This is a genomic window from Bailinhaonella thermotolerans (genome assembly GCF_003594875.1).
Classification (GTDB): Bacteria; Actinomycetota; Actinomycetes; order Streptosporangiales; family Streptosporangiaceae; genus Bailinhaonella; species Bailinhaonella thermotolerans.
Map to the genome: position 1 here is coordinate 579,533 of NZ_QZEY01000001.1, position 21,271 is coordinate 600,803.

Annotated in this window: 17 protein-coding genes; 11 read left to right on the top strand and 6 right to left on the bottom strand. The window is 71.5% G+C overall.

Annotation, left to right across the window (positions count from 1 at the left end):
* Nucleotides 1–2 precede the first annotated feature (2 nt).
* The 3 genes from D5H75_RS02880 to D5H75_RS41210 form a co-directional block, all read right to left on the bottom strand.
* A complete protein-coding gene (locus D5H75_RS02880) occupies nt 3–2,123 on the bottom strand; it encodes an nSTAND3 domain-containing NTPase (RefSeq protein ID WP_147425044.1) in 2,121 nt (706 codons plus the stop codon).
* Nucleotides 2,124–2,127: 4 nt separating this feature from the next.
* Nucleotides 2,128–2,859, bottom strand: coding sequence for a hypothetical protein (locus tag D5H75_RS02885; protein ID WP_119924718.1), 732 nt, complete (start codon nt 2,857–2,859; stop codon nt 2,128–2,130).
* Between the two features lie 360 nt (nt 2,860–3,219).
* Nucleotides 3,220–3,933 carry a Crp/Fnr family transcriptional regulator gene (locus D5H75_RS41210; RefSeq protein WP_202637762.1) on the bottom strand — a complete coding sequence of 238 codons (714 nt, stop codon included), beginning with the start codon at nt 3,931–3,933 and terminating at the stop codon, nt 3,220–3,222.
* Between the two features lie 313 nt (nt 3,934–4,246).
* Here D5H75_RS41210 and D5H75_RS41215 point away from each other — a divergent pair, with 313 nt between their 5' ends.
* From D5H75_RS41215 to D5H75_RS02925, 8 genes are all read left to right on the top strand, one after another.
* Nucleotides 4,247–4,417 carry a hypothetical protein gene (locus D5H75_RS41215; protein ID WP_202637763.1) on the top strand — a complete coding sequence of 57 codons (171 nt, stop codon included), beginning with the start codon at nt 4,247–4,249 and terminating at the stop codon, nt 4,415–4,417.
* A complete protein-coding gene (locus D5H75_RS02895; protein WP_119924720.1) occupies nt 4,414–5,637 on the top strand; it encodes a glycosyltransferase in 1,224 nt (407 codons plus the stop codon). The genes D5H75_RS41215 and D5H75_RS02895 overlap by 4 nt, the downstream gene beginning before the upstream one ends.
* A gap of 254 nt (nt 5,638–5,891) precedes the next feature.
* Nucleotides 5,892–6,776 (top strand): ABC transporter ATP-binding protein, encoded by an 885-nt coding sequence (locus D5H75_RS02900; RefSeq protein WP_119924721.1) that lies wholly within the window; start codon nt 5,892–5,894, stop codon nt 6,774–6,776.
* On the top strand, nt 6,773–8,362 hold the full coding sequence (locus D5H75_RS02905) for an ABC transporter permease (RefSeq protein ID WP_119924722.1): 1,590 nt from the start codon (nt 6,773–6,775) through the stop codon (nt 8,360–8,362). The genes D5H75_RS02900 and D5H75_RS02905 overlap by 4 nt, the downstream gene beginning before the upstream one ends.
* A 169-nt stretch (nt 8,363–8,531) precedes the next feature.
* Nucleotides 8,532–9,008: a GbsR/MarR family transcriptional regulator gene (locus D5H75_RS02910; RefSeq protein WP_119924723.1), complete on the top strand. Its 477-nt coding sequence runs from the start codon at nt 8,532–8,534 to the stop codon at nt 9,006–9,008.
* Between the two features lie 35 nt (nt 9,009–9,043).
* The gene (locus D5H75_RS02915; RefSeq protein WP_202637764.1) at nt 9,044–9,814 is read left to right on the top strand and encodes an alpha/beta fold hydrolase; all 771 of its coding nucleotides are present in this window, start codon (nt 9,044–9,046) and stop codon (nt 9,812–9,814) included.
* 266 nt (nt 9,815–10,080) lie between these two features.
* On the top strand, nt 10,081–10,872 hold the full coding sequence (locus D5H75_RS02920) for a hypothetical protein (RefSeq protein WP_119924725.1): 792 nt from the start codon (nt 10,081–10,083) through the stop codon (nt 10,870–10,872).
* A 620-nt stretch (nt 10,873–11,492) separates the two neighbouring features.
* On the top strand, nt 11,493–12,254 hold the full coding sequence (locus D5H75_RS02925) for a DUF4253 domain-containing protein (RefSeq protein WP_242453947.1): 762 nt from the start codon (nt 11,493–11,495) through the stop codon (nt 12,252–12,254).
* Between the two features lie 81 nt (nt 12,255–12,335).
* Here D5H75_RS02925 and D5H75_RS02930 read toward each other — a convergent pair whose 3' ends face one another.
* Complete coding sequence (locus D5H75_RS02930) at nt 12,336–13,547, bottom strand: alpha/beta fold hydrolase (RefSeq protein ID WP_119924727.1); 1,212 nt, start codon at nt 13,545–13,547, stop codon at nt 12,336–12,338.
* A gap of 304 nt (nt 13,548–13,851) precedes the next feature.
* Nucleotides 13,852–14,673 carry a class I SAM-dependent methyltransferase gene (locus D5H75_RS02935; RefSeq protein WP_202637765.1) on the bottom strand — a complete coding sequence of 274 codons (822 nt, stop codon included), beginning with the start codon at nt 14,671–14,673 and terminating at the stop codon, nt 13,852–13,854.
* Nucleotides 14,674–15,845: 1,172 nt separating this feature from the next.
* On the opposite strand from D5H75_RS02935, the gene D5H75_RS02940 reads away from it, so the two are divergent.
* Nucleotides 15,846–16,256 carry a PASTA domain-containing protein gene (locus D5H75_RS02940; protein ID WP_119924729.1) on the top strand — a complete coding sequence of 137 codons (411 nt, stop codon included), beginning with the start codon at nt 15,846–15,848 and terminating at the stop codon, nt 16,254–16,256.
* Between the two features lie 377 nt (nt 16,257–16,633).
* Nucleotides 16,634–20,179, top strand: a complete 3,546-nt coding sequence (locus D5H75_RS02945; protein WP_119924730.1) for an nSTAND1 domain-containing NTPase — start codon at nt 16,634–16,636, stop codon at nt 20,177–20,179.
* Here D5H75_RS02945 and D5H75_RS02950 read toward each other — a convergent pair.
* Entirely contained in the window at nt 20,168–20,479 is a 312-nt protein-coding gene (locus D5H75_RS02950) for an NIPSNAP family protein (protein WP_119924731.1), read from the bottom strand. The genes D5H75_RS02945 and D5H75_RS02950 overlap by 12 nt on opposite strands.
* A 151-nt stretch (nt 20,480–20,630) precedes the next feature.
* On the opposite strand from D5H75_RS02950, the gene D5H75_RS02955 reads away from it, so the two are divergent.
* Nucleotides 20,631–21,173, top strand: coding sequence for a GNAT family N-acetyltransferase (locus D5H75_RS02955; protein WP_119924732.1), 543 nt, complete (start codon nt 20,631–20,633; stop codon nt 21,171–21,173).
* Nucleotides 21,174–21,271: the final 98 nt, after the last annotated feature.

The following is a 21,271-nucleotide window of genomic DNA, read 5'->3' on the forward strand; positions in this document are numbered from 1 at the left end:
GCTTAATCTCCTGTACGACGTTGTGCTCGTTCGATCGCCGCGAGCAGGGCGGCTGCGACGGTGTTCGCACGGTTCCGCCGGTTCGCAGGCCGTTCGGCGAGCGCCGTGAAGTCCTTGGCCAGTTCGTCCTGCTGGTCCTTGGTCAAAAGCCCGCCCAGGACGTCTCCGAGCCGCTGGGCGATCAGCTCCGGCTCCTCGGTGTGGTCGCGCAACGCGTCGAGATTGGCGTACAACGCGGCCAGCGCCGCATGCCGGACCGGCCGGTTCACCAGAAGCACCGACCAGGTGTAGCCGACGATGTCCACCAGGCCGGGCCGTTCGCAGAGCAGTTGCGCAGCCAACGGCCGTCCCTGTGGATCGTCGGTCCGGTAGACGGCGAGCATCGCCCTCAGCGCAGTCCCGTACGTCTCGACCCGGCTGGGGACTCCACGGTGTTTCCGGATCTTGCTCGCCAGGAACTGGACGACGCGAACGCGCCCGTCCGCATCCTCCTGGGACAGGAACAATCCTCCGAACGCCTCGATCGCCAGCGGTCCCAGCACCGCGCCCCGGTTACTCGTCAGTTGCCAGAGGTTCTTCACCGCCTCGATCGGATACAACCGGCCGAGGATTCCCGAGAACGCGATGATCGCGTTGTACTTCTGCCCGACCGTGCTGCCCTGCGCGGCCCATCCCGCGGCGACTCGGAGCGCGACCGGCGCCATGTCCTCGTCGAAGCACATGAACCACAGCACGTGGACGGTCGTCAACCGCTTCTGCCGGGCGTGCGAACGAGCGGGTTCTTCTCGCCCCGCCGCGACCGACCACGGTTCCAGATACGAACCCTCGACCTCGTCGAAGCTCGACCCGGCCAGCCTGGCCAGGCCCGCTGCGATGTGGAGGGAGAACTCCGGCTCGATCAACAGGTCCTCAAGCCAGGCCCGGACCGCATCCCAGAAGTGTTCGTCGAACCTTCTGGCCATCTCGGCGAAGAGGAAGCGCTGTGCCTCCGCCTCCCGCAACTCGACCAGCCGCCGGGGCCGTCCGTCGACGATAACCTGCCTGATCCGGATCAGCGGGTTCTCCCATCGCCTGCCTCTGGCCTGGGGAAAGGCCTCCTCCGCGGGTCTCCGTGGCCGATCCGCAGGTTCGCTCTCCTGAACGGACTCCTCGGGCACCGTCTTCGCCAGCGCGGTCTTGAGCAGTTCCCGGCACTGCCCGAACCGCCGCTCGGACAGACCTGGCAGGAACGCCGGCACGGTGATGTCGAGGATCTGTTCCCGGGTCGGCCCCTGCTCGAACCAGTCGTGCACCTGGTCCTTGGCGGCGCCCCGCAGCGCGGACGAGACCGCCTCCTCGGGCGGCAGGCCACGGATGAGCAGATCCGTGATCTCGATCAGACATGCCATCGTGAGGTCTTCGGGCAGCGCCTCGACCACCTTGGTGATGTCCGCGTCCGTCAGGCCACCGCCCGCGTACTCGCGGATGAGCGTGCCCTTGTCGTCGGGCGGCGACCACTGGATCCTGGTGGTCATGGCCGTGCGCCGGCTCTCCTCTGGGGAGGTCACCACCAGGAACGAGCCCTGCTGACGCAGTTCCCCCTCGACTCGCTCCCAGTGATGCTCGGCCTCCTGGTCACATGCGCCGAACCAGCCGGGCAGTACGTAACCGGTGTCTCTGTCGAACTGGTGGTCGGCCAACTCCCTCAGGCTTCTGGTCAGAGACAGCCTGACGATCGGCGCCCCCTCGCCGAGCACGCGGACCAGGAGGTTGACGGCGGCGGTGAATTTGCCACTGCCGTCCGGCCCACACAGGGTGACCACGGCGCGCTTCCGTAGTGCCTCGAGCGCTTCCTCGAACGGCTCGGGCTCCACGAAATGGCGGGTCAGCCTGTTCACCTGTTCCCGAGGTATCGGGCCGCTCACCATCTGACGGCTGGCTCGGCTCGCCTGGTCGAAGCCGAAGTTCGCCCCCGACGCCTCCACGTTGCTGAGGAATAAGTTGATCAGCTGGTTGACCGGCGGATGTTCGGCGGGAGGAGGGGCGTCTTTGCGCCTGTTCGCCTCGGGATGGCCTTCGGCGGGTTGGAACGGCTGGCCGTCGTCGCCAGCTTGCACACCTGCACCGGGGACTTCCTCGGACACCGGGTCAACTCCGGAACCCGAAGTTCGCGCCCCGGGCGTCCACCCGTTCGTGGAACTCGTTGTGCACCGAAGCCGACCGCTCGGGGGACGAAGCCTCGCCCTCGGCCTTCTGTGCGGGCGGCTCGTCCGGAGGAAGAGCAAGAGTCAGGGAGTGGATGTTCCGGCCCCGGGGAATCCAGAGCCAGGCACGCCCGCGGAATTCCTTGACGTTGACCTCCACCTCCCGGAAGTCCTCGCCGGCGACCGAGAGCGCGTGACCATGGCGGACGATATCGGTGTAGATCCGGTCAGAGAGTATGACGGCCAGATCGGCCCTGGACTCCCTGAGGGCGACGCGCAGTGGAGGGCTGTCGCAGAGCCGGGCGACCTCGACCGCCCCCTGACCACTGCGTCCGTTCACGTTGGCGATGGCCGTTCCGTAGTGGATGGCCAGCCGGAGTCGGAGCCGATGCTCCCACGGCGCATCCCCGTTCCGGCGGTTCAGGAACGCCGCGAGGTAACGGGGGAAGTCCCCGACCAGGCGCCCCTCGGCGATCTGCGGGAGAAGAACCGAGAACTCGCCATCGCCGGCGCCCTGCCGTTCCCATTTGTCCCGTTCGAGTCCGGCCGCGGCCGCAGCCTTGTCCAGAACGTCGAGCAGTCCCGCCTGGATGTCCGACTGCCGCTGATCGTCGGCGCTTCCATACCCCGTGGCGTCGACTGAGATCAGCGCGCGCCGTTCGAATGCTTCTACCACCTTCTGCCCCCTTCGGTGGTTGGGGTCGGGAACAGGATCCTTACACGAGCGGCTTTACAAGAAGCAGTACAAATACCTGTTCCGCCTAGGTCATCTGCCTCGCACACTATTTGCCTGTAGCGTCAAATGTCGGACTCTCCTAGAGGATGCGGAACTCACACAAAAACCTCTGTTCGAGAGAAGGTGGATTCAGCACCCATCGCCCATGGTCGGGGTGCTGGTCACTCCCACCGCAGCGGGAACCTCCCGGAGCCACCGCGGCGCATCGAAGCGAAGACCTCGGTCCTGTAGGCAGTGCGCGGCCGGACCATCTTCCGGGTGGTGCCCGCGACGCTCGCGGTCACCAAGGCTTGGAGCGGATCAGCGGCTGAGCATCGCAAAGGCCTTCAGCCTCGCCAGGTCGGCTACCACGAGCCGCCGATAGCCCGTTCTGATCAATCCGGCATCGCGCATCTGTTTGACGGCCTTGACCGCCGACTCCTTTGCGGCACCGACCAGCTTTCCCAGCTCTTCCTGAGTGAGCTCGATACCGAGGTCGGTGCCGCCCTCCGCCGGGTAGCCGTGGCGTTCCGTCAGCTGAACGACCACTCGGGCCAGCCGCTGGTCGACCGGGTAACCCGCGAAATCCAGCCGCCGCTGATTGGCCCAGTCCAGCCGGTTGCCGAGCATGGTCGCGAGGAGTCTCCACGCTTCGGGGTTGCGGTTGAGGAAACCCAGGAACCGCTCCTTCGGCAGCCGATGAACCGCCCCGTCCGTGCACGCGATCACGGTCGCGGACCTATCGGTGTCCCGAATCGCCGCCAACTCGCCCACCAGATCCCCGCTGACCCTGATCCCGAAGAGGACCTCCGCGCCACTCTCCAGGGATCCGACCACCTTCACACACGCCGGCGACCTGCTCCCCCGCGCTCGCAGCACCAGCACCTGATCGGTGGACGCTCCCTGCGCCATCAACGTCTGCCCGGTACTTACCCGCTGCTCAGGAGCGATCGCCAGCAGCTCACTCCGGAGCGACGCCTTCAATCCCGCCAGGAACGTCCCGATCGGCCAGGCTTCTCTCTCGGACTCGACCACATCCCCACTATCCCCGCCCTCGCCGCAAGGAGAAATCGCGTTGAGTACGAAAAGTGATTCCGCTGAGGAGCAGGTCGCCAACGGCGGCGTCGTAACACCCATAGCCGGGTAGCTCGGCGTGGGCGGGCAGCGCGGCGAGCGCCATCCGCGAACGCGGGAACCGGGCGGGTCAAGGCCGCCTGCGAGATGGGCCGGCCGGTGGGGTGGCGTTGTCACCGGGGCCGGCGATGCGGCCCGAGGCTGTGAGGAACTGGGACCCCGTCCGGGCAAACTGTTCGGATCGTTCGTCTTCACCCGCGCCTTCCGGGCGAAGATGGCCGAGTTCGACGGCTTCCGCGCCCTGGCCGAACAGGGGCTGCGCGCCGTCGGCGACGATCCGGTGGCCCGGAGGAGGCTGGAGCTGATGCGTGACATGTACGCGTTCATGATGGAGCGCTTCCCCGGCCTGCTGGACGAATGGGACCGGATGAAGGACGGGCGATGAAGGCGCTGCTGATCACCATGGGCAGCCGGGGCGACGTGCAGCCGTACCTCGCGCTGGCCAAGGGCCTGAGCGAGGCCGGGCACCGGCCGCTCGTGGCCGGGCCGCGTCGCTTCCGGCCGTCGGCCGCCGGGCACGGCATCGACTATGTGCCCCTGCCCGACGAGACGCTCGACCTGCGGGACGCGGTCAAGGGGAGAGGCGCCAGGGCGGCCATCACCGCCGCCCGATCCGTCAAGCCGATGATCCGCCGCCTGCTGGACGCGCAGGCGACGCTGGTGGAGCGGGGCGGCGATGTGGTCGTTTACCACCCCAAATCGCTCGGCGGGCCGTACGTGGCCGAGAAGCTGGGCGTCCCGGCGATCGCCGGGCTGCTGCTGCCGCTGTACCTGCCGACCGCGGCGTTCGCCTCGCCGATCCTGCCGGCGCGCCCGCCCCGGGCGTTCAACCGGGCGAGCTGGCGCGTCGCCGCGGCGGTGGAAGCGCCGTACCGGGGCCTGATGCGCCGGTGGCGGACCGAGGCGCTCGGCCTGGACGCCGGGTTCCGCCCGGTGGCGGACCTGGTCAAGGCCGGCGAGGTGCTGCACGCCTGGAGCCCGTCCCTGCTGCCCGCCCCGGGCGACTGGCCGGCCTCCGCCGGGCCCGTCGGCTTCTGGACGCTGCCGCCCTCCGACGGGTGGAGCCCGCCGGAACGGCTGGTCGCCTTTCTCGAACGCGGCGATCCTCCGGTCTACGTCGGTTTCGGCAGCATGGTCCCCGGCGACCCGCAGGCCCTCACCGCGACGGTCCTGGAGGCGGTACGGCGGTGCGGCCGGCGGGCGGTGCTGGCCACCGGGTGGGGCGGCCTGCGGCCCCCGGCGCCGGCGGCGGACGTCCTGGTGATCGAGGAAGCCCCCCACGACTGGCTGTTCCCGCGCGTGGCCGCGGTCGTGCACCATGGCGGCATCGGCACCGTCGCGGCGGCCCTGCGCGCGGGCGTCCCGCAGGTCGTCCGCCCGTTCATCGGCGACCAGCCGTTCTGGGCCGCCCGCCTGCACCACCTGGGTGTCGCCCCGGCCCCCCTGACCGCGCGCCACCTCACCGCGGCGGCGCTGGCCGCGGCCATCACTGGGGCCATCGCCTCAGCCCCGGCGGCGCGCGCACTCGGCGAGCAGGTATCCCGTGAGAACGGCGTCGCCACGGCGGTCACCGGCATCCTGCGTTCGGCCGCCGGATCGCGCTGACCCGCCGGATCGCGCTGTCCGGTCCCCGCGGCTGCCCGCGCCGCCCCTGGCCGTACCTGAGCGCGCTCAGGCACGGCGGCGTGAACAGCGGTCCGCCTCATGATCCGGGCGATGACGATCGCCGGCCTGTAGTGGTGAGGGGACAGTGGTCGGCCGGTACCTGGCCGAGCCGGGTCCGTGCTGTTACCGTCGATCGCGGTGCGCCGGGAAGTCTGGTCGGCAACGTCATGACGGACCGGCTTCAGGGAGGCGCGATGCCTGCCGTCCTCGTCCAGGGCCTCACCAAGCGTTTCGGCGCGGTCCGCGCGCTCGACGGCCTGGATCTCACCGTCCGGCGGGGCGAGGTGCACGGATTCCTCGGCCCCAACGGTTCGGGTAAGACCACCACGCTGCGCATCCTGCTCGGGCTGCTGCGCCCCGACGGCGGCCGCGCCGAGTTGCTCGGCGGCGACCCGTGGCGGGACGCGGTCGAGCTGCACCGGCGGCTGGCCTACGTGCCGGAGGATGTGGTGCTGTGGCCGTCGCTGTCCGGCGGGGAGGCCATCGACCTGCTCGGGCGGTTGCGCGGGGGCCTCGACCGGCGCCGCAAGGCCCAGCTTCTGGAGCACTTCGACCTGGACCCGACCAAGAAGGGCCGCGCCTACTCCAAGGGCAACCGGCAGAAGGTGGCCCTGATCGCCGCCCTGGCCTCCGACGTCGAGCTGCTCCTGCTGGACGAGCCCACCTCCGGGCTGGACCCGCTGATGGAGGCCGCCTTCCGCGCCTGCGTCGCCGAGGAACGCGGCAACGGCCGTACCGTGCTGCTGTCCAGCCACATCCTGTCCGAGGTCGAGGCGCTGTGCGACCAGGTCACGATCATCCGGGACGGCCGCGCGGTCGAAAGCGGCACGCTGGCCGAGCTGCGCCACCTGACCCGCACGTCCGTCACCGCCGAACTGGACCACGTCCCGGCCAGGCCGGCGTCGCTGGAGGGCGTGCACGTGGTGGAGGTCACCGGCTCGCGGGTTCGCCTGCGGGTGGAGCCGGACCGGCTCGACACCGTCCTGCGCCTGCTCCTGGACGCGGGCGTGCGCGGCCTGACCTGCCGGCCGCCGAGGCTGGAGGAGCTGTTCCTGCGGCACTACGAGGTCGCCCCATGACCGGCACCCTGGCGCTGGTGCGGCTGGCGCTGCGCCGCGACCGGGTACTGCTGCCGGTGTGGATCGTCGTCATCGTCGTCGCGGTCGCGGCCACCGCCTCGGCCATCGCCGAGCTGTACCCGCAGGCGGGCCGGCGTCTCGCGCTGGGCGTCACCATCGGCTCCGCCCCTGCCCTGCAGGCGCTGACCGGCCCGGTGTACGACGCCTCGTCGGTGGGCGGGCTGACCGCCTGGCGCGCGACCATCGTGGCCTCGGTGCTGGCCGCGCTGATGAGCGTCACCGCGGTGACCCGGCACACCCGGGCCGAGGAGGAGAGCGGCCGGGCCGAGCTGATCGGCGCCTGTGCCGTGGGACGCCAGGCGCTCGCGTCGGCCGCGGTGCTCGTGGCCGGCGGGGCCGGCCTGCTCCTCGGCCTGCTCATCGCCCTGGCCCTGACCGGTCAGGGCCTGCCCGCCGGCGGCGCGCTGGCTCTCGGCCTGGCGGTGACGGGCACCGGGTGGTTCTTCATCGGGGTCGCGGTCGTGGCCGCGCAGGTGACCTCGCATTCGCGCACCGCCAACGGCATGGCGCTGGCGGTGCTGGGCCTGGCGTTCCTGCTGCGCGCCGTGGGGGACGCGGCGGGGATGGAGGCGCTGTCGTGGCTGTCCCCGCTGGGCTGGGCGCAGCGGGTACGGGCCTTCGCCGGCGAGCGCTGGCAGGTGATCGCGCTGTTCGTGGTCGTGTCCCTGCTGCTGATCGCGGCGGCGGCGCTGCTGGCTCGCCGCCGCGACCTCGGCGCCGGGTTGATGCCGCCGCGACCGGGCCCGCCCGATGCCGCCCGCTGGCTGGCCGGCCCCCTGGCGCTGGCCTGGCGGCTGCAGCGGGGCGCCTTGCTGGGCTGGATGATCGGCTTCACCGTGGTGGGGGCGATGTTCGGGTCGCTGGCGCAGGGCGTGGGGGACCTCGTGCGCGACAACGCCCAGATCGCCGCGGCGCTGGCTCTGCTGGGCGGCGCCGGCGCGCTGATCGACACGTTCCTGGCCGCCCAGCTCGGGCTGCTCGCCCTGGTGGCGGGCGGCTACGCGGTCCAGGCCACGCTGCGTCTACAGGGCGAGGAGGCGGCGGTCCGCGCCGAGCCCGTGCTGGCCACCGCCGTTCCCCGCTGGAGATGGGCGGCCGGTCACCTGGCCATGGCGCTGGCCGGCAGTCTGCTGATCCTGCTGGCCGCGGGCCTGGCCATCGGCCTGGCCCACGGCATCCGCGTCGGCGAGCCCGCCGAGCAGACCGCACGCCTGGCGGGCGCCGCGCTGGTGCACGTGCCCGCCACCTGGACGCTGGCCGGGATCGCCATGCTGCTGTACGGCGCGCTGCCCCGGCTGACCGGCCTGGCGTGGGCGGCGCTGGTGGCCTTCGCGCTGCTCGGCCAGTTCGGCGAGCTGCTCCGGCTCGACGACCGCGTACGCGGCATCTCCCCCTTCGCGCACCTGCCCCGGGTGCCCGGCGGAGTGGTGGACGCCGCCCCGCCGGCCTGGCTGATCGCGGTCACCTCCGTGCTCGCGCTGGCCGGAATCGCGGCCTTCCGGCGCCGCGACCTGAAGGCCGCCTGAGCCGGGCCGACGCTCCCGGCGGCCCGTACCGGCCGCACCGGCGCGTGCCGCGCATCCTTTCAACCGTTCGTCGCGCCCGCGGGCCTGAGATCAGACCTCCGACGGACCTCCGACGGACACGAATGACACTTATTTGTGTCATTTGCGCCAACTGTGTTATCTTCGCGGTATGACGACGTCTGAGGAACTGGCCTTCGCCGATCGCGTCGCGCAGTTCTATGCGCGGGAGTACAAGTTCCCGCCCGTGACCGGCCGCGTCCTGGGTTACCTGCTCGTCTGCCGCCCGCCCGACCCGAGCATCGACGAGCTCAGCCAGGCCCTGCTGGCCAGCCGCAGCGCGATCACCAAGGCGATCACGCAACTGACCGACCTGCGTGTCGTACGCAGGTCCCGCCCGGCGGGGCAACGGGTGGACCGCATCACCCTCGACCCGCGGGCGCTCGATCCGACGGGTTTCGCCCGCGAGACCTACCAGGAGCAGGCGGCGCTCGCCCGTGAGGCCCTGGAGATGCTCAAGGACGGCCCCTCCGAGCGGCGCTCGATGCTGGAGGAGGCCGCCGCGTTCTACGACTTTCTCGCGGAGCGGATGCCCGCCCTGCTCATCGAATGGCGAGCCCGGCGCGACGCCCGCGGGCTCCGCCACTGACCACCCCCGCAGCCCGGCGCACGAAAGGAACCCCCATGTCACGGCACCTCACGATCCCCGCGGCAGACACTCGAATCCAAGCCGTCGACACCCCCGGCGACGGCCCGGCCTTGCTCTTCCTCAACGGAGCGTTCGCGACCCAGCGCAGTTGGAAGCCCGTCCTCGACCGGCTCGCGGGAAAGCACCGGACCGTCACCTTCGACGCGCGGGGACGCGGCAAGTCGGGACCCTCCTCGGACTACTCCATCCGCGGCGCCGTCGACGACATCGGCCGGGTGATCACCGCGACCGGGGCCGAGCGGCCCATCCTGGTCGGATGGTCGCACGGGGCCACCATCGCGGTGCGCTACGCCGCCGAGCACCCCGAGCGGGTCTCCGGGCTCGTGCTCATCGACGGCGCCTTCCCGATCAGCATGTTCGACGACGCGGGCAAGGACGGCGTGCGCCGGCAGTTCCGCCGCCTAGGCTGGATCATGCGCATCCTGGCCGCCCTCGGCCTGTCGGCCAAGATGACACCGGCACAGAGCGCGGAGCTCGTCATCGAACTGGACGCCGTGAACGGCCGGCTCGGACCCGATTTCGAGGCTCTGACCATCCCGGCCGTGTACGTCGTGGGCACCGGGGCGCACTCGGGCGCCTCGGATCAGGAGATGCGGACCATGCGCGCGGCCGCGGCCCAAGCCTGCGCGGGCAACAAGCGCGTCTCCGTGTTCGCCACGAGCCCCAGCAACCACGTGCGCATCCTGAGCAAGGACCCGGGCACCGTGGCCGCCGCGATCACCGACGTCATCCGCCGGTCCCAGTGACCCCCGCCCGCGCCGGCCGGACATGAAGGGCCAGCGGCGCCCTCCTCGTCCCGGACCGGCGTACTGCCGGCCGTCGCGGCGATCGCGCACGCGCCCGTCGCTTCGGCCACCGATGGCAGCCGGACCGCGGGCCGGCAGGCCGGAGGCGGCACCGCGACCGGCTTCTGCGGCTACGGCACCGCAGTCCGTTCGGGTGTAGCTCGTTTCCCCGGGACAGGCCGGCCTGGGATGCTGCGTCTCCTATCGCCCGAGCGGAGGAGATCGTGATGGGCTCAGCGGCGCGAGGTCGCCTGGTCCCGCTCAACCGTAAGATCGACTTCTTCGGCGCGCGGTTGCCTGTCACGTCGATCCTCGGAGGCCCTGTGATGGCGAGCGGTGTGTTGCGATGGATCGGCGCACTCGTGGGCGGACACCGCCGGCCTGGAAGAGACGGCGGACGCGGGGCGGACACGGGCGTGCTGAACGCCACCCACGGGTCCCTGGCAGCCAGTGATACGAGAATCGTGCTCAGACGCGAGGTATCCCGTGATGAATTCGGATACTTCGCATACGACCGGCACTGGCGCATCCTCCGGAGCCCACGCCTGAGCGAGCCGCCACCCCGCCGGCAGGTCTGGTCGGCAGGCGCCGACACCAGCGTCACCTATCTGGAAGATCCTTACCTCGGACTTCACTACGTGGTGGTCCAGGGCAAGAGCGCGCCGCAGGTCAGCCATGCGATCCGGGCGTCGGTGCCCTGCTGGACACTCGAGGAGGCACTGGAGTTCTCGGCCGTCTCCACCGACAGAGACACCAAGATTCACGGGATTCATCTGGTCACCGCCAGCGCGCCGGTCAAGCAAACCGAGAACGTCGTGGAGTACCTGGAAACCCTCTCCGGCGACAACGATCCACAAGTGCGTCGCGCCGTCTTGGTCGGCATGGCCTACCTGGGCGGTTGGCCGGCCGTACATCGCATCGCCGAGTCCATGCGGGACCACGACCCGGATGAGGGAGTGCGCATCGACGCGGGCTACCTGCTGGAGGGGATCTCGATCCCGCCCGAGAGCCTGACCTGATCAACCTGCGCGGGTATATCCGGCCCACTGGCGGGCTCGTCGGATGCGACGTCATTCACGATCGAGGTGACAGACCCAGACCCCGTTGACCGAGGCCCGTCCTCAATGACGCGGACGCCCACGCGGTAAGGGCACATCCGTCCTGAAGCCGCCCTGATGAACACGCTCGTGCTGCCGGGCGAGGTGGCGACTCCAGTACTCCTCCAGACGCCCGCCGGCGACCAGCACACGCGACTTCAACACCGCTTCGCCTCCGAGCCGCTCCATACATCCACCCCCCTTACTCCGGCTCGTGGCGCCTTCGAACTCGTGCGGGATCACCTCCCGCGGGTATGGGGAGGCACGCCGTGCAGCCGGCACCGGCCCACCTCGGGCGAGACCGGCGCGCTCTCCCACGACGCGATCCAGGCAGGCGCCGTACTAACGGGCAGGCCGTACGGCTGCTGGCGGCCGCATTATGAGCATGTACGGCAGGCCGGCCGATGAGGCCGCGAGGTGGGGAGGTGGCCGCGGAGGTCGGCGGATCCCGGCGAGGGGTCTTGTCGCCTCCCGGGGTTAGCATCCGGGTCGTGGGTCGTGATCTTCGAGTTTCTGCCGGTCTTTCGCTTCCGCGGGGGCGGGTGATCCGGTCGCAGGAGGGGCAGGGCGAGGTGGCGGCGCTGTGGCTGGGCGAGACGCCCGCCTCGCGGGGGTTGTGGGCGCGGTTGCGGGCCGAGCACGCGCGCACGGGGCTGTGGCCGCTGCTGCTGGACTCCAGGGATCACTACGGTGAGGAGTTCCGGCCGTGGGCGACGGGCGAGGTGTCCCCGGAGCGGATGTCTGAGCCGCAGGACCACGACCCGGCGGCGCTCCTGGCCTCGTGGTGGCGGAACTGCACAAGGGCCGGTGGGGACGCCGGCCTGCTTCCCGCGGACGAGCGCCTGGCCATGACCGCGCCGTTCGGCCGGACCTGGCCCGGTCTCGCGCCCGGCCGGGCGTTCGTGGCCGATCCGGAGGAGGTGGCCGCCGAGTACGGCGACGCCATCCTCGCGAGGCGGCCACGGGTACGCCTGGGGCTGGTTCCCGCCGCCTGCGGCGCCCACGCCCTGGCGACGATGGGATGGGAGGGGCCGGTCAACCACGACAACGACACCGGCAAGCACGCCGCCGTCGTGCATGACTGGGAGCGGCGGTTCGGCGTACGCGTCGTCGCGCTCGGTTTCTCCACCCTGTATCTGAGCGTGGCGGCGCCGCCCGCCTCCCGGGACGAGGCACTGCACCTGGCCGCCGAGCACTTCGCCTTCTGCCCCGACCGGATCTGGCAGGAGACGCACCCGGCCACCCTCGCCGCCTACGCCGACCAACTCATCGGGGCGACCTGCTGGGAGTTCTGGTGGGACTGACGCCCACGTCTGATCAGTACGCCACGGGGCCGTACAACCGGCGCTCGGCACTCCAGCACCGATCACTCACCTGTTCGTGGCTCAGGGGGTGGGGCGGCCGCGCAGGAAGGCCGTGACCAGGTCTCGGTATTCGTCGGCCCGGTCGCGGGCTATGTCGTGGCCGGAGCCGGGGACGGGGCGGAAGACGGCGTTCGGCAGCACCTCGGCGTACTCGCGGGCGACCTCGGGCGCCAGGTAGTCGCACGAGCCGCGCAGCACCAGGACGGGCACGGTGACCCGGCGCAGCGCGGGCCGGGGGTCGGCGGCGGAGCGGGCGTCGCGCCCGGTCATGAGGTTGGCCCAGAACCCCGACCCCGCCTGCGGCACCCGCAGCGGCCGGCCGGGGCATCCGGCCCGCAGGTCCAGCTCGCCGACGAGGGATCCGAACTCGCCGTCCATCGCCTCGTCCGGCAGCAGCGCGTGGGTGGCGCGCGGCCCGGCGACCTCGGCGAGCGCGGAGGCCAGCACCAGACGCGGATGTCGGTCCCACAGCGCCCGGTTCTGGTCGCGCAGCCCGCTCTCCGTCATGTGCCGGTTGTCCGGGAAGGCGGGAGACCAGATGGTCCCCGGCGAGGCCACGACCGCGCGGGCCACCCGGTCCGGGTGGGCGGCCAGGTAGGCGGCGGTGAGCTGGCCGCCCCAGGAGACGCCGGCCAGCACCACGGTGTCGGCGCCGATCGCGGCCCTGATGGCGTCCAGGTCGGCGACGTGCCGGGCGACGGTGTAGCCGCGTACGTCGGGCAGGCGGCTGGACAGGCCCGCGCCCACCTGGTGGTAGGCGTACACGTCGAAGCCGGCGGCGGCGAGCGCGGGCGCCAGCGGCGACGGCTCGGTGTCGGGGGCGCCCGGCCCGCCGTGCACCAGGATCACCGGCGTGTCCCGGCGCTCGCCGCGGGCCGGGGTGCGGGTGTAGGCGATGCGCGAGCCGGTCGGCAGGTCCCAGTACCGCGTGCCGGGCGCGGCCTCGATCGGCCGCTGCGGCGGCCCGCCGAACAGCAGGCCCGCGACGGGAACGGCCACGGCCGCCAGTTCCACCACGGCGACCGCGATCGGCGCCCAGCGCCGCGCCCGCGCGCCCGCCACCCGCCGCAGCGCCCACCGGCACGACAACCAGACCAGGGCCGCCGGCACCGGCGCGGCCACGGCCAGCGCCACGTAGCGGTCGCCGGTCACCGCTGCGACGGCCCACAGCGCGCCGAGCCCCGCCACGAGCCCGGCCGGGACCGCCAGGACGATGAGCGATCCGGCGGCCACCCACGCCCCGGCACCCGCACGCCCGCCACCGGCCACCCACGCCCCGGCACCCGCACGCCCGCCACCGGCCACCCGGCCCGGCTCACCGCCCGAAGCGCTCATGCCCCGTCAACGCGCGGTCGTGTCATTTCTCTCCACCGCTCGGAGGGGAACCGGCGATCCCGTGGACTGCCGCCGTGGGCCCAAGCGACGGAGGAGCGTCGCCGCGACGGAAACGCACGCGGCGAGTCCCGGGGCATCCACCCCGGCGCGAGCCCCGGCCGGAGCGCGGGCCCTGTCGGCCAGCGCCCGGCCGGCCCCGGCCTCAGGACGCGGCGGTGGCGTCCTGGCGGTGGCCGACACCGACCAGGGTGGTGGCGTCCAGGGTGCTGATCCCCCGTTCGTCCAGCGCGTCCAGCAGGGTGCGCTGGACCCGGGAGACCGCCCGCTCGTCCAGGCCGTCGAGCATCCCGCGAAAACCGCTGCCCACCACCAGGAGCCAGGCCAGTTCCTCGTCGACGACCAGTTCCAGGGGCACCCGCGTCACCGCCACGTCGCCGAGCCCCAGGCCCGCCAGCCATGCCCCGAGCTTGGACTCGGAGTCGATCCTGGTGACGGAGCCGCGGCTGGCGGGGGACGCCGGCTGGGCGCCGCGTTCCTCGCGGACGGCGTCCGCCAGCGCCCCGCCGAAGTCCTCCAGCGCGCCGCCGGCCCACGTGGTCACCGCGAACCTGCCGCCGGGCCGTACAGCGCCCGCCAGGCGAGCGCAGGCGGCGTCCATGTCCGGCAGCATGAAGACGCCGAGCACGCACATCGCCACGTCGTACGGCCCGGCGTCCCACCGGGTGGCGTCGGCGTGGATGAAGCGCAGGTGGGCCAGTCCGTGCGCCGAGGCGCGTTCGCGGCCCTGGGCGAGGAGCGACTCGGCGAGGTCGATGGCGTCCACCCGGCCCTGCGCGCCGGTGGCGATCGCGGCGGGTACGGCGGAGCCGCCCGCGCCGCAGCACGCGTCGAGCACCCGTTCACCGGGCCGGACGCCGACCGCGTCGACCGTCGCCTGGCCGATCGGATCCCACAGGTGGGGCGCCAGCCGCGCGAAGTCGGCGCCGGCGCGGTCGAACACGGCCCCGATGCCGGAGGGTTCCATGTGCGCTCCTGTTCGATGGGTCGGATTCACGCGGGCCGGCGACTCAGCTCCCATACGGCTGCCGCCCGCTCCTCCGGCGTGCCGGCGCGGATGAGCCGCTTCAGCCAGGCCCGCCGTACGGCATGGCGAGCGGCGGCCGCCTTCCTGCGCTTCATTGTCGCGACATGTCATGATAATGACAATGGTTTTCATTTTGGCAACTGGAGGCGCCATGTCCCACCCGCGTCGTCGTGGTCGCCGGCCCGCACGCCCCGGCCCGCACCGCCGTTGTGAACCAACCGCTCCGTGAGCACCCCGGCGCTCTCGCCGTACACCACGACCTGGACGCGATCACCCGGGGCCGCATCCGCCGCGCGGTCCGCGACGGCGGCCGGGTCCTCGCAAGAGGTTGCCAGGTGAGACCGGCGGGCGGAACCGGGTCGAGCCAGGCGATCCGACCCTGCCTCCTCGCGGGAAACCGGCGGTCCGCCGATGTTCACGCCGGGCGGCAGCGGTCGAACGTGAAGGTTCGTTCCGTCCTCTCCCGCCACTTCTGGCAGGCGAACGGGGCGAAGCCCGCATCAGCGGGTCGTGGGTGACTCATCGGGCTCGAAGCCATCGCCCGAGGGTTGCGAAGTCTTCGTCGGCGAGTCCCTTGTGTGGTGCCACGTGATGGAGGAGGGCCCGGCCGCCGGACGGGCGCCGGTGTCGACGCGGCCGGGCCGGCCACGCGGCGACGAGATCTTTTCGGCCGTCGGCGGGCACGGCGCATCCCTTCCCGGTGACCCACAGGTTTCGGTCATTACTCAGATGCTCTGTTCTTCGGCAAGGGCGGCGGGGAATGCCTCGCGGTCCCCAACCTGGTTATTCGGATGCGTGGCGGCTCAGCCCGCGGGCCGGCGGCCCGGGAGCCGAGCCGGCGGGACGCGGAGATTAACAAGCGGGGCGTTCCGTGCGCGCCGGATCCGCTCTTACAGCGATAGCGGATCGCAATCCACCTTTCCCTTGGAACGCTATAGGCTGCCTCCGTTCTCAACTTCACAGTGAACCTTCGGAGTCAATCTATGACCCACGGTCCCCGGCACGGCCAGCCGCCTTATCCTCCCGGCCCCTATGGGCCTCCGCCCTCGGCTCCGCCGCGCAATCCGGGGGTTCCCGCACTGGTCGCGGCACTCATCGGGCTGGGTGGCCTGGTGGTCGGCTGCTTCGGTGGCCTCATGGTGGGCGTCGCCGGCAGCGGCGACCCCGCTCCCCAGGTGACGGTGACTCAAGCCGCCGCACCGGCACCCAGTACCCCGAAAGCGGAAATACCGCCCAAAGCGCAGGCCAGTCCCGAGGACTCCAAACTGCCCGAGGTCGAGTCCAAGCCCAAGACGGTCAAGCTGCCCGACTTCGCCGGCCAGAATGCCGCCGTCGCACAGGATTGGCTTGTGGACCGCGGGTGGGACAGGGCCGAGGATATCGAGTTCGGCAGCTCCGACACCCTGGACACCTTTGTGGTCCTGCCTCAGAACTGGTGGGTCACCGACCAAAGCCACAAGCCGGGCAGCACCGTAAAGGTCGGCACGAAGATAGTCCTCACCTGCTCCAAGAAGCGCCCGTAAGCCGCCCGCGCGCCGAAGCCTTCTCGGCTGATCCGAACTCCGCGCGAGTTCAACAGCGGCCACCCCTTACTCCAATACGGGAAAGGCGGCAGCTCGAATCAGGTATTCACATTACGGAGGTTCCCGGCCACCTCCATGCCCGGCGGGGACGAACCTCCGTACGCGGGCGATCGGCACCCTCCCGCGCCTGCGCCCTCACCTGCCGTTACGGGCAGAACTTCGGGAAACGCGCCGAGCTTGTGTGCTGGGCGGACCCCGAACATGATGAGGTGGCCCAGTCCGAGCAGGACAGGCGGTCACTTCGTGCGCGGGTCGGTGTCCGTCACAGCGGAGCAGGAGACGATTGGCATGCCGTGGTCCCCTGACGTTGAGTTCGCATGAGGCGGCAACGTCAACTGGCGCTGCTGCTGCAGGTCCTGTTGGTCGTGGTGGCCAGCCTGCTGGGCATCGTCACCAACTACGCGACCGACGTCGAGGAAACCCCGTTCTACCTTGAGCTGCTGCAGACGATCGCGGTGCCCGGCATCGGCGTACTGATCATCTTTCTGATCGTCGGGCATGTCGTGGCGTACCGGCTGGAGAGCCCCGCCCCACCTCGACGCTCGTGGGATCGGTCGCGGACGCCCTATCCGGGCCTGGACGCCTTCCAGCGAGATGAGGCGGCGGTCTTCTTCGGCCGAGAGGGGCAGATCACCGAGCTCACCCGCAGGCTGCAACAGTCACCGGCGCGCTGGGAGGATCGATTCATCCCCCTGGTGGGCGCGTCGGGCAGCGGGAAGTCGTCCTTGGTCCAGGCAGGGGTGATCCCCCGGCTGGGAGATCGCCGCTGGCTGGTCCTGCCCGTGATGACACCCGGCGGCGATCCCTTCGGCGCCTTGGCGCGCGCGCTCGCCCGGCTCGACCCGGCCCGGGACGAGGCCGGAATCCTGCGACGGCTCCGCGGCTCGCCGCAGGAGCTGGCCGCCACGCTCAGGGAGGCACGCGACAGCCAAGGGCACCGCTTCCGGCGCGTTCTCCTGGTCATCGATCAGCTCGAGGAGCTGCTGACCCTGTCCGGCGAACGTGACCGATCCGCCTTTCTGCACGCTCTGGCCCAGGCCCTCGCCGGGGATTCACGTCTCTGGGTGCTCGCCACGGTGCGGATCGAGTTCCTTCGCGACCTGCTGGAGACAGAGCAGGCCGACCTGTTCCAGAATCCCGTGGCGATCGGCGCGATGGACCGCTCGCAGCTGATGCAGGCGGTCCTGTGCCCGGGCGAACTCGTGGACATGACGTTCGCTCCCGGGCTCGTCGAAACCGTCGTGGACGACGCCGGAACCAGCGATGCGCTGCCCCTGCTGGCCTACCTGCTCCAGGAGGTGTATTACGCCGTCGGTCCCGGCTCCGTGGTCACCCTGGAGCGGTACCGCGCCTTGGGCGGGGTCGCTGGGGCACTGTCGCGGCAGGCCGACCAGGTGATGACCGAACTCCGTGGGGAGGCGGAGCCCGAGGCGGTCTTCGCGGTCCTGCTGAAGTTCGTCACGGTGGAAGGCCAGGAGGCCACGCGACGCCGGGTTCCGCTCGCCGAACTGCCGGCATCCGAACGCCGCGTGGTGGACGCCTTCGTCGACGCCCGGCTGCTGGTGACCGACGCGGACGACGGCCGGCCGTACGCGCACGTGGCGCATGAGGCGCTGTTCCGGCAGTGGCCGCCGCTGCGGCAGGAGGTCGAGACCCGAATCGAGCAGCTCCGCCAGCGAGCCGAGCTGGAGCGATGGGCGGCCGACTGGCGACGGTCCGGTCGCAGTGAGGACTACCTCCTCACGGGCGAGCGGCTGGCTCTGGCCCAGCGGTGGCTGGCGGCTCTGGAGGAGGGCGGCCAGGCCTCCGAGTCGGTTCGCGAGCTGGTGGATGTGTCTCTGCGACGAGATCGGGCGTTTCTCCGCCGGGTCTCCGAGGGCATCGGGCGCTACGTCCTGGCCAACGCCGAGCGGTATCCCGAGCTGTCGATCCTGCTGTCGCTGGCGGCGCTCGGCGAATGCGCGGCCACTCCGGCCGCCCAGCGCGCTCTGATGGCCGCTCTGGCGTTCAGCCACCTCCGGCTGGTGCTGAAGGGCCATACCGACACCGTCCGCAATCTCGCCTGGTCTCCGGATGGGGCCTGGATCGCCACCGCGTCCCGGGACGGGACAGCGCGCGTCTTCGACGCCCAGACCGGCCATTGCGAGCGGACCCTGGCCGGCCATGGGGGCATGGTGGAGATGGTCGCCTGGTCCCCCGACTCGGCGCGGCTCGCCACCGCCTCCCGCGACCACACCATCCGAGTGTGGGAGGTCGCGAGCGGCGCCACGGTGAACGTCCTGAGCGGCGCCTCCGACGTCGTACGCGGCGTCGCCTGGTCGCCGGACGGAACACGGATCGCCGGCGCATCCAGGGACCAGGTCGTCCGGGTATGGGACACCACCACCGGCGAGCTGCGGCACGCCCTGCGCGGTCATCGCGACAACGTGCTCGGCATCGGCTGGTCCCCGTACGGCAGGCTCGCCACCGCCTCCCACGACCGCACCGTGATCATCTGGGACCTCGCCGCCGACAGGCCCCGCGTGCGGCTGGAAGGGCACACCGACTTCGTCGAAGGCCTCGCCTGGTCCCCCGACGGTCAGAGCCTCGCCTCCTCCTCCGGAGACCACACCATCCGCGTCTGGGATGGCACCACCGGCGACCAGCGACTGCTCATCCGCGGCCACGCCGACCAGATCTGGAACCTCGCCTGGTCCCCCGACGGCCGCCGGCTGGCCTCGGTGTCCACCGACCGCACGGCCCGCATCTTCGACGCGCACGACGCCGAACCGCTCGCCGTGCTCCGCGGGCACGACGACACCGTCTGGGGCGTCACCTGGTCACCCGACGGCTCCCGCATCGCCACCGGGTCGGAGGACGGCACGGCCCGCATCTGGGACGTACGGCCCCGCGGGGCCGAGGAACGCCTGCTGACCGGCCACGACCAACAGCTCAACCGGGCCGCGTGGTCACACGACGGCCTCCGCGTGGCCACCGCCTGCGACGATCGCACCGTACGCCTCTGGAACGCCGCCGACGGCGAACCGATCTCCGTTCTGGAAGGCCACTCAGACCGCGTCTGGACGGTCGCCTGGTCCCCCGACGGGTCACGGATCGCCACCGGTTCCCAGGACGGAACCGCCCGGCTCTGGACCGGAACCCGCGGCGCGGCCGTACTCGACCACCACGGCTCGGCCGTGGAGGCCGTCGCCTGGGCACCGGACGGGTCACGCCTCGTCACCGGAGGCCATGACCGCTCGGTGCGGATCTGGGACGCCAGGGACGGCGCCGGACTCGCGGTTCTCACCGGCCATCAGGACTGGGTGGTCGGGGCGGCCTGGTCTCCGAGCGGGCGTCTGATCGCCACCACGTCCGACGACCGGACCTGCAGAATCTGGGAGATCGGCACCGGTGAGCAGCTCACCGTGCTACGGGGCCACGAGAACTGGGTCGATGACGTCTCCTGGTCGCCCGATGAGCAGTACGTCGTCACGGGCTCGGCCGATTGGACGGCTCGAATCTGGGAGGTGGCGACAGGGCGGCCGGCCGGTGTTCTCCGCGGGCACGAGGGCAGGGTCCGCGGCGTGTCCTGGTCGCCCGACGGCGGGCGGATCGCCACCGGCTCCGACGACCGGACCGTACGCGTCTGGGACGCCGCCACCGGTGAAGAGATCGTCGTAGCCGGAGTCCACCAGGACAAGGTGACGTCCGTCGCCTGGTCCCCTGACGGGCGGCGGCTGCTCACCGCCTCCTATGACGCGACCGCCCGAATCTGGCCGGCCGACCCTGACTTCGACCGGCTTCAGGCCAAGGCCCGCGGCCGTGTCTTCCGCACTCTCACCGAGGACGAGCGGCGCAGCCACCTGCTGCCCTCAAGCCCCTGATGACGCGACCGGCTCGACCTCCCGGACCTCGGTCTTGAGGAGGTACTCCTTCGGGTCGAGCCCCATCCGCTTCCGCTGAGGCGACGCCCAGTACTGGGCGTTGCGCTCGGCGAAGCTCTCCGGGCCCGCGTAGGAGAGCAGCCAGATGAACTGGTTCTTCTCCCGGTCGAGCCAGGCCCCGTGGATCTCGAAGCCGAACTCCAGTCGCAGCGGCACGACCAGTTCCCGCCATTTGCCGGCCCACTCATCGAGCAGGCCCTCACGCACGGTGTAGACGCGAAGCTGAGTCGATCCGTTCATCTCCCGCTCCTCGAGGCTGCCCGCGGCCAAGGGAGTCAGTGGCCACGCGAGGAGATCTTAGGCACCGGGGGCCACCCGGGTCACCGGTTCTCCTGTGAGCCGGCCATGCCGTCGGGGAACTGTGGTCCGTACGGTGGTTAGGTTGGCCGGTATGAGCGATCTTGGGGGCGTGGCCTGGCCGCCGGCTCCGATCAGGACCGAGCGGCTCGTGCTCCGCGGGTCCGAGGCACGGGACCGGGCGGCGTTCATAGAGCTGTTCGCCTCGCCGGAGGTGGGCGCGTACATCGGGGGGCCTCGGCCGCGCGATGAGCTGGAGCGCGCGGTGCCCGGGGTGCCGGGGCGGCGGCCCGGCCTGTTCGTGGTCGATCTCGGCGGGACGATGATCGGCATGATCACGTTCGACCCGCGCGGCGCGGAGCATCCCGGTCACGTACGGCCGGAGGGCGGGGAGGCCTCGCTCGGCTACCTGTTCCTGCCGCAGGCGTGGGGACGCGGGTACGCCGCCGAGGCGTGCGCGGCGGCGCTCGGCTGGTTCGCCGCCGCGCTGCCCGGCGAGCCGGTGGTGCTGTGCACCCAGACCGCCAACGAGCGGGCGAGGCGCCTCGCGGTGAAGCTGGGGTTCACCGAGGTGGAGCGGTTCGAGGAGTACGGCGCCGAGCAGTGGTTCGGGGTACGGCCCGCACCGTCCGGCTGAGCCGGGAGAACGTGGTCGACGAGCGGCTCGGAGCCGCCGGCCGAGGGCCGTACGGTGCTGATCTCCAGCCACCTGATGAGCGATCGCCGACCTGGAGT